We start from the raw sequence: 8,020 nt of genomic DNA on the forward strand, positions 1-8,020 counted from the left end.
CGGCCACTGCCGAAACCCGGGGAGCAACATTCCTCCCCGGGTTTCGTGCTCGTCGGAAGATGTCTCTCGCCGACGACGGCACTCAGATGGCGTGCACCACGGTGCCGCCCACCACCGTCATCGTCGCGGTCAGAGCGCCGATGTCGACGGCCGTGCGGATGTCTTCATCGAGCACGACGAGGTCGGCGTCCTTGCCGACGGACAGCGAGCCCGCGCGATCCTCGGCGTGCATGGCGCGAGCGGAGCCGACCGTGTAGGCGTCGACGGCCGCGCGCAAGGTGATGGCCTCCCCGGCGACGAGCGGTACCGTCCGGGCGTCGTCTCCGATGGCGTGCGGATCGGCGATCGACCCCGTTCGGTGCACCGCGGTGTGTATGGCCCACAACGGATTAGGATCGGTCACCGGCCAGTCGCTGCCCATTGCGAGCGCCCCGCCCTCGGCCCGGATCGACCCGAACGGGAAGTGGAACGGTTCGCGATCGGGTCCCAGTAGCGGGAGCTTGCGTTCGACGATCTCGGTATCGCGTCGCGCCCAGAGTGCCTGGATGTTGGCGATGACGCCGAGTTGCGCGAACCGCGGGATGTCGGCCGGGTCGACCACGTCGAGGTGAGCGATCTGATGCCGGGCATCGAAGCCGGGGCGTGAGGACCGCGCGGCGCCCAGCGCATCGAGGCATTCGCGGACCGCCCGATCGCCGACGGCGTGCATGTGGATGTGAAAGTCGTTGCGCACCAGTAGTGCACACACCTGCTCGAGCTCGGCAGGATCGATGAAGGACAGTCCTGTCGGAGATGCTCCGGCCGGCAGGTCCGAGTACGGCGCCAACATCGCGGCGGTGCAGTTCTCGCAGATGCCGTCCTGCATCACCTTCACGGTGTCGACGTGAAAGCGGTGTCCCCGGCCCTGTGCTCGACGCTCCCGCAGGGTGTCGAGCTGCCCGACGCCCTCGTCGGCGGCCCACCACAGGGCGCCGCAGACGCGGGCGGTCAGCTCGCCCGCGGCATCGGCGGCGAGGTAGGTGGCGAGGGTATCCGACAGCCCGAACGCCGGGATGTCGACGCCGGCATCTTGCCAGCCGGTGACACCCGCCGCATGCAGGCGCTGCTGTGCGATCAGCAGTGCGCGCCGCAGGAAGGCCTCGTCGTAGTCGGGGATCAACGCATTCGCCGGATCGCCGGCGCGCTCGAAGAGGATTCCGGTCGGTGTGCCGTGCGCGTCCCGCTCGATGCGGCCGCCGCTGGGGTCGGGTGTCGACGCGTCGATGCCGACCCTGCGGAGAGCCTCGCTGTTGACCCACACGCCGTGACCGTCATGGCTCGAGAGCACCACCGGGCGGTCGGCGATGACCTCGTCGAGATCGCCGCAGGTGGGTAGACCACCGACGAAAGCATCTCCGTACCAACCGCTTCCACTGATCACCGGCTCGTCCGGATGGGCACGCGCATATGCGGCGATCGCGTCGAGGTAGCCGCGTCGGGTGTGCGGCAGCTCGGACAGGTTGCACCGGAGGGCGGCGAGCCCGCCGGCCACCGGATGCACGTGGGCGTCGACGAAGCCCGGCAGGAGGCTTGCGCCACCGAGGTCGTGGACCTCGGTGGCAGGTCCGAGCAGTGCCCGATCGACGCCGCGGCCGACGGAGATGATCACTCCGTCGGCTACGGCGAGGGTATCGGCACCGCTCACGTCATCCGGCCGCCAGAGTGCGGCATTGGTGAAGACATGAGAGGCGTACATGGGTTACTCCTTCGGGCCGGTCACGAGGCCGTCACCGGTGTTCGGAACACCGGTTCGATGGACAACTGGGTGACCTCGCGCCGGAACGGCACCAGGTCATCGGACTTCTCGACATCGAGTTCCTCGGCGTACCGATGGCCCGCCCACACCGCGGCGGCGATCGTCGAGGGTGCCCATGCGTCGCCGATGCCGCGTACCGAGCGCACGCCTGCGGCAGACCACTCGTCGGCGCGTGCGTGCAGGGCCGTATACAGCTCGTCGTGGGGGAGTCGGGCGGTGACGAGGACGACGGCGTCGGCGTCGAGTTCTCCGGTGCGCCCGGTGAATCGGCAGGCGGTGCCGACGCCGCCGGCACCGATCGCGGTGAGCGCGGTGTCGGTGCGGACCTCCACGCCGGCCTCGATGATCCGAGCCCGGATGCGGTGGGCCTCCATGGTGTTCACCGTCCATTGCGACACCTGCGGCGCGGGGGTGACCAGGGTGACCGCATACCCCTCCTTGGCGAGCAACTCCGCGATGACGGCGCCGAGGTAGTAGTGGTCGTCGTCGAAGAGCACGATGCGCTTTCCGGCGGGACGAAGCCCGGCGATGATGTCGTCGGGGGTGAGGACTTCGGGGGTGGGGTCGATCTCGATGGGGTGGGTGTGCCAGCGGCCCACCCCATCACGACGCCACGACGAGCCGGTGGCGACCACCACGTGGTCGAAGCCGTACTCGAGGATGTCCTGCTCGGTCATCGGTGACTCGCGATAGACCTCCACATCGTCGAGACGATCGAGCTGTTGCAGCCGGTAGTCGACGACCCGAATCCATGCGGACAGGCCGGGGAGCGTGGACTCCTTGGCCACGCGCCCGCCGAGTACGCGGCTCGCCTCGGTGAGGGTCACCGGATAGCCGCGGTTGCCCAGCGAGCGCGCGGCTTCCAAGCCTGCCGGCCCGGCTCCGACCACGAGCACCGACGACGCCGAGGTGGCCGGGGCGATGCGTTCGGGATGCCAGCCGCGACGGAACTCCTCACCCATGGTCGGATTCTGGGTGCAGCGGATGGGCGACATGGTGAAGTCGCCGGACACGCAGATGTTGCAGCCGATGCATTCGCGGATGTCCTCGAGATCTCCACGTTCGATCTTGTTGGGCATGAACGGATCCGCGATGGAGGGCCGGGCGGCACCGATGAGATCGAGGATGCCGCTGCGGACGTGGCGGACCATGGTGTCCGGGGAGGTGAAGCGGCCCACGCCGACAACGGGTTTCGTGGTGAGCTGCTTGAGTCCGGTGACGAACGGTTCCTGTTCGGCCTCGGGGCCGAACCGCGAGGTCACCGAATCGTCCTCCCAGCTGCCGAGCACCAGGTCCCAGAGGTCGGGGTGCTCGCCGATGAGGCCGAACACGTCCTCCATCTCCGCGCGGGTGATGCCGTCGTCACCGAGGAGTTCATCCACCGAGATGCGGCAGGCGACAGCCGCTTTGCCGTCGGCGATCTCCCGGGTGTCCTCGAGGATCTCGCGGATCAACCGCACCCGATTCTCCAGGCTCCCGCCATACTCGTCGGTGCGGTTGTTGTAGCGGGGCGAGAGGAAGTGGTGCAGGCCGCCGATGGCGTGCCCGGCGTAGACGTAGACGATGTCGTAGCCCGCTCGCAGTGATCGGTGCACCGAATCGGCGTGCCACTTGCGCAGGTCGACGATGTCGGACTTGCTCATCGCGCGTGCCTGAACCGGATCGAAGTTCCACGAGACGACGGGCAGATGTTGTGGCGCCAAGGGGGTTTCGCGGCTGATGAGATTGGGGCTGTTGAGGCCGTTGTGTGCCAGCTCGATGCCGGCGAGTGCGCCGCCCTCGTGGATCTGCTCGGCGATGCGGGCGATCGCCGGCATGTCCTTGTCGTCCCAGAGGCGTAGCTCGATGAACGGGCCGATGTCGGAGGTGGGGTGTATCTCCACCTGCTCGGTGCAGACCACGGCCCAGCCTCCCTCGGCCTTGGTGCGGCGCATCGCGGCCTCGCCGGAGGGATCGCGGTACCCCATGCCGTTGCAGTGCGGCACCTGGAAGAAGCGGTTGCGGGCGGTGACCGGTCCGATGGTGACCGGTTCGAAGAGGACGTCGTAGCGGGGATCGCGCATGGGAACACTCCGGAGGCTGGACTGTGAGGGAGCACCTCATTCTTTGGGTTCAATCTCAAAGAATGAATCGACGGTATCGCGAGCTCGGCCACCGCGCACAGCTGTCAGCGGGATCTCGTCGTGCGAAGATCCGATCCGTGACATCGGCTGGATCGATGCAGCCGGGGCATGTTGCATCACCCGGCGGTGCAAGGCAGGATCGGCACACATGGCCAGACCTCGAAGACAGGATGCCAGGCGCTCCGAGATCATCACCGCCGCAACGGTTGCCATCGCCGAGCGAGGATTGATCGGGCTGCGGCTCAAGGACATCGCCGAGGCCGCGGCGATGTCGGCGGGCTCGGTCGCCTATTACTACCCAGAACTCGACGACCTCCTGCTGGCCGTCCACGAGCGGGCCGTCGAACGGTTCCACGGGGGTCGGCGAACGGCCATGACCACCCAGGACGATCCGGTGGGACGGTTGCGGATGCTGGTGGACCTCGGTGTCTGCGACCCTGACGATCCGATGTGGCCCGCACTGTACGAGTTGCATCTGCACAGCGCGCGCGAACCGCGTCATGCCGAACTGATGTCGAGACTGTTCGAACTCGAGGTCTCGCTCTACCGCGACGTCATCTCCGCCGGGGTGGAGTCCGGTGTCTTCGACCTCGGCGATGACGCCGAACGGATCGCGGCCACGGCGGTGGCTCTCGAGGATGGCTACGGCATCCACCTCGTCGCCCGTAACCGCGAGGTGGATGCTGACGCCGCGCGTACCGCACTCCGTGGCTACCTCGCTGCGGTACTCGCCTGCGCCGACATCATCGGCGGTCGCGCGCGACCTCGACCGCCGAGTGCGGACGCGACAGGAGTGCAGGACTGAATATGCGTGCCAGGACGTCGTCGTCGACGAGTCGGGAGCGCCGGACCAGATCGGGAATCGAAGCGCCGGTGGCAATCGCCTCGGCCACCAGGGCGGTGGCCACCTCGTAACCGAGCAGCGGATTCAGTACGGTGGCCAGGCTCGCCGATCCCATGACGGCCTCGCGCATACGATCGGGATTGGCGGTGATGCCTGCGATGCAGCGTTCGCCGAGAACGTCCACGGCGGCGGTCAGGTGGGTCAGCGACGACAGCAGTGCACGAGCCATGATGGGCTCGAATGCGTTGAGCTGTAACTGTCCGGCCTCGGCGGCCATGGTGATCGTCAGATCATTGCCGACCACCTCGAAGGCCACCTGGTTGACCGCTTCCGGGATCACCGGATTGACCTTGCCCGGCATGATGCTCGACCCCGCCTGCACCGGCGGGAGATTGATCTCGTTGAAGCCTGCGCGGGGTCCGGAGGACAAGAGCCGCAGATCATTACAGATCTTGGACAGCTTCACCGCGGCCCGTTTGGTGACCCCGGACAGCTGCACGAATGCGCCGACGTCGGAGGTGGCCTCCACGAGATCGCCGGCGGTGCTCAGCGGCAAACCGGTAATGGTGCGCAGATGTTCGCAGGCCCGTGCGGCGTACTCCGGATCGGTGTTGAGACCGGTTCCGATGGCGGTGCCGCCCAAGTTGATCTCGGCGATCAGCAGGGCAGCCTCGGCGATCCGGTCGGCGTCCTCGACGATGGTCACCGCGTACGCGCTGAACTCCTGGCCCAGGGTCATCGGCACCGCGTCCTGCAATTGGGTGCGTCCGAGCTTGAGCATGTCGCCGAATTCTTGCGACTTGGCCACACAGCGCGCCGCCAGTTCGCGCAGCGAGGTCTCCAGGGCGCGAGCGGCGAATCCGAGGGCCGCCTTGACCGCCGTCGGGTAGACGTCGTTGGTGCTCTGCCCGAGATTGACGTGCTCGAGCGGGTGCACGACGGTGTAGGTGCCTCGCGGGTGACCGAGGATCTCGAGTGCACGGTTGGCGATGACCTCGTTGGCGTTCATGTTCGTCGACGTTCCCGCGCCGCCCTGGATCTGGTCGACAACGAACTGATTGTGTAGCGCGCCACCGCGAATCTCGGTACAGGCGTCCGTGATCGCCCCGGCGATGACTGGGTCGAGGAGCCCGAGTTCGCGATTGGTCTGCGCTGCTGCTTGTTTGACCGAGGCCAGTGCAATCACCAGATCGCGGTGGACGGCGATCGGAACCCCGCTGATCGGGAAGTTCTCGAGTGCACGGGCGGTGTGCACACCGTAGTAGGCCCCGGCGGGGATCTCCCGGTCGCCGAGCAGGTCGTGTTCGATACGGAAGGCGGCATGAGGCTCGGTGGACACGATGTTCTCCTCCGTTGGGTCGGTGGGGGACGGTGGGTCAGTGGGCGCCCAGCAGACGAGTCCGAACAGTCGACTGCATCGCGGCGTCGACAACGGTTCCCGCCATCGCGAGCGCACCGTGCGCGATCGCGGTCTCGGCGGCCGGGCTCAGGGTGGCCGCGGCGAACTCGGCCTGGTGATTGACCGCCGGCATCGAATCGATACCGATGTAGGGATGGATCGCGGGGAGTAGCTGCGACACATTGCCCATGTCGGTCGATGCCCGTGCCATCATCGAGTCCGATCCGGTCTCGAAACGCCGGCCGAGTGCGGTGGCGCGACGTTCGTACAGTCCGAGAAGTTGCTCGTCGGTGCGGAATTCGGCGTACGGACGGGATTCGGGTGTCACAGTGAGCCGAGCCCCGGACGCCAGGGCGCCGGCCTCGAAGCAGCGCAGTACCCGGGGCGTCACCTCGGCGAGTTCGGCGAGCGTCTCGGCCCGCACATACCAGCGGCCCTCGGTGTGCTCGGCGATGGCGTTGGGCGCCTCCCCGCCACGGGTCATCATCCCGTGCACGCGCACCGACGACGGCAGCTGTTGCCGAAGCAGCCCGATCGCAACCTGCGCGACAGTGAACGCATCGGCGGCGTTGACCCCACGCTCGGGGTAGGCGGCGGCGTGCGCAGCCTTGCCGTGATACTCGATATGGTTGTGCGACACAGCAAATGGCCGGGCCCGCGCCACATCGACCGGTCCTGGATGCACCATTGCGGCAGCGTGTTGACCATCGAAACCATTGCGTTCGAGCATCTCGATCTTGCCCCCGCCGCCCTCTTCGGCAGGTGTGCCGATGACGGTCAGACGCAACCCGAGATCGTCGGTGAGCGGCGCGAGAGCGAGCGCCGCACCGACGGTGATCGCCGAGATCAGATTGTGGCCGCAGGCGTGACCGAGGCCAGGAAGTGCGTCATACTCGGCGCACAGCGCGAAATGGAGGTCGCCGGTCCCGATCGTCGCGGCAAAGGCGGTGTCGAGCCCGCAGTATTTCTCCGTGATCTCGAAGCCGGCGTCGGACAGGCGATCGGCCACCCGCCGCGCCGAACGTACTTCCTCCCAGGCAATCTCGGGATCATCGTACAGCTCCCGGGACAGCGTGGTCAGCAGCGAATGATCGGCGGCGATCTTATCGGCGAGCGCCGAGTCGAGGGTGCTCACAGATCCCCCGCAACACCGTACGAGGGGGCGCGCGTCGGGTCGATACCGCGCACCCGGTAGTCGTCCTTCTGTGGTGCCCAGATCTGCCAGAGGGCACTCATTTCGTCCACTGGGTCGTCGGCGAAATCGACCCGCAGATCGGTGACCGGCCAGTCGACGTCGGCCACGACGAGCAGTCCGGCCGAATGCACCGGGCCGGCCTCACCGCCGGCAGCGAGCGCATCACGTAGCCCGTCGAGTAGTCGCTCCTCGAGATGTTCTGCCCTACTGCGGGTGTAGCCGGTCACCAGTTCGGTGAGAACGCTCTCGTCGGCCAGGAGATTGCCAGCGGCGACCACGTTCTCGGCCTCGATGTGACCGTACACACCGAGGCTCTGCGAGCCCGAGTGCACTGCTGTCGTGCCGTCGGCCCCGATTGCGGTGACCTGTCGATGGTCCGGAAAGCGCTCCCGCGACAGTGCATTTGCCAGAGCATCCGGCGCGTTGGCGCCAACAGCCATCTCGTCGAGCACGGCGGTGCCCAGCGCCGGATTGGTGATGTTCTGCGAGGCGACCACACCGACACCTGGCCGCAGGTGCGCGCAGCGCGCGGCGACTGCCGGGCTCGACGAGCAGATCACGATGCCGAAGGCACCCGTTGCCGGTTCGTGGGCGATCAGTGAGAGTGTCATCGATCGTCGGACTTCGGTTCGGTGAGAACGGGTTCGCTGACAACGGCGGGCGC

At 67.3% G+C, this 8,020-nt stretch carries 6 protein-coding genes; 1 reads left to right on the forward strand and 5 read right to left on the reverse strand.

Translation table 11 applies throughout. From position 1 onward, the window contains the following. Positions 1-82: 82 nt before the first annotated feature. Entirely contained in the window at positions 83-1,735 is a 1,653-nt protein-coding gene (locus B1964_RS02700; RefSeq protein ID WP_079928703.1) for an amidohydrolase, read from the reverse strand. 20 nt (positions 1,736-1,755) lie between these two features. Further along, entirely contained in the window at positions 1,756-3,858 is a 2,103-nt protein-coding gene (locus tag B1964_RS02705; protein WP_079928704.1) for an FAD-dependent oxidoreductase, read from the reverse strand. 208 nt (positions 3,859-4,066) lie between these two features. Here B1964_RS02705 and B1964_RS02710 point away from each other — a divergent pair, with 208 nt between their 5' ends. Then, complete coding sequence (locus tag B1964_RS02710; RefSeq protein ID WP_079928705.1) at positions 4,067-4,723, forward strand: TetR/AcrR family transcriptional regulator; 657 nt, start codon at positions 4,067-4,069, stop codon at positions 4,721-4,723. On the opposite strand, the gene B1964_RS02715 is transcribed toward B1964_RS02710, so the two are convergent. Genes B1964_RS02715 through B1964_RS02725 form a run of 3 tightly spaced genes read right to left on the reverse strand, consistent with a single transcriptional unit; the run spans position 4,662 to position 7,967 of the window. Beyond that, positions 4,662-6,101: an aspartate ammonia-lyase gene (locus B1964_RS02715; protein WP_079928706.1), complete on the reverse strand. Its 1,440-nt coding sequence runs from the start codon at positions 6,099-6,101 to the stop codon at positions 4,662-4,664. The two genes, B1964_RS02710 and B1964_RS02715, sit on opposite strands and share 62 nt — an antisense overlap. Positions 6,102-6,138: 37 nt before the next feature. Further along, positions 6,139-7,263, reverse strand: coding sequence for a M20 family metallopeptidase (locus B1964_RS02720; RefSeq protein ID WP_172398732.1), 1,125 nt, complete (start codon positions 7,261-7,263; stop codon positions 6,139-6,141). Positions 7,264-7,292: 29 nt separating this feature from the next. Next, positions 7,293-7,967, reverse strand: coding sequence for a DUF1028 domain-containing protein (locus B1964_RS02725; protein ID WP_079928708.1), 675 nt, complete (start codon positions 7,965-7,967; stop codon positions 7,293-7,295). Between the last annotated feature and the right edge of the window lie 53 nt (positions 7,968-8,020).

It is taken from the genome of Gordonia sp. i37, from assembly GCF_002043085.1.
In the GTDB taxonomy this organism is placed as follows: domain Bacteria; phylum Actinomycetota; class Actinomycetes; order Mycobacteriales; family Mycobacteriaceae; genus Gordonia; species Gordonia polyisoprenivorans.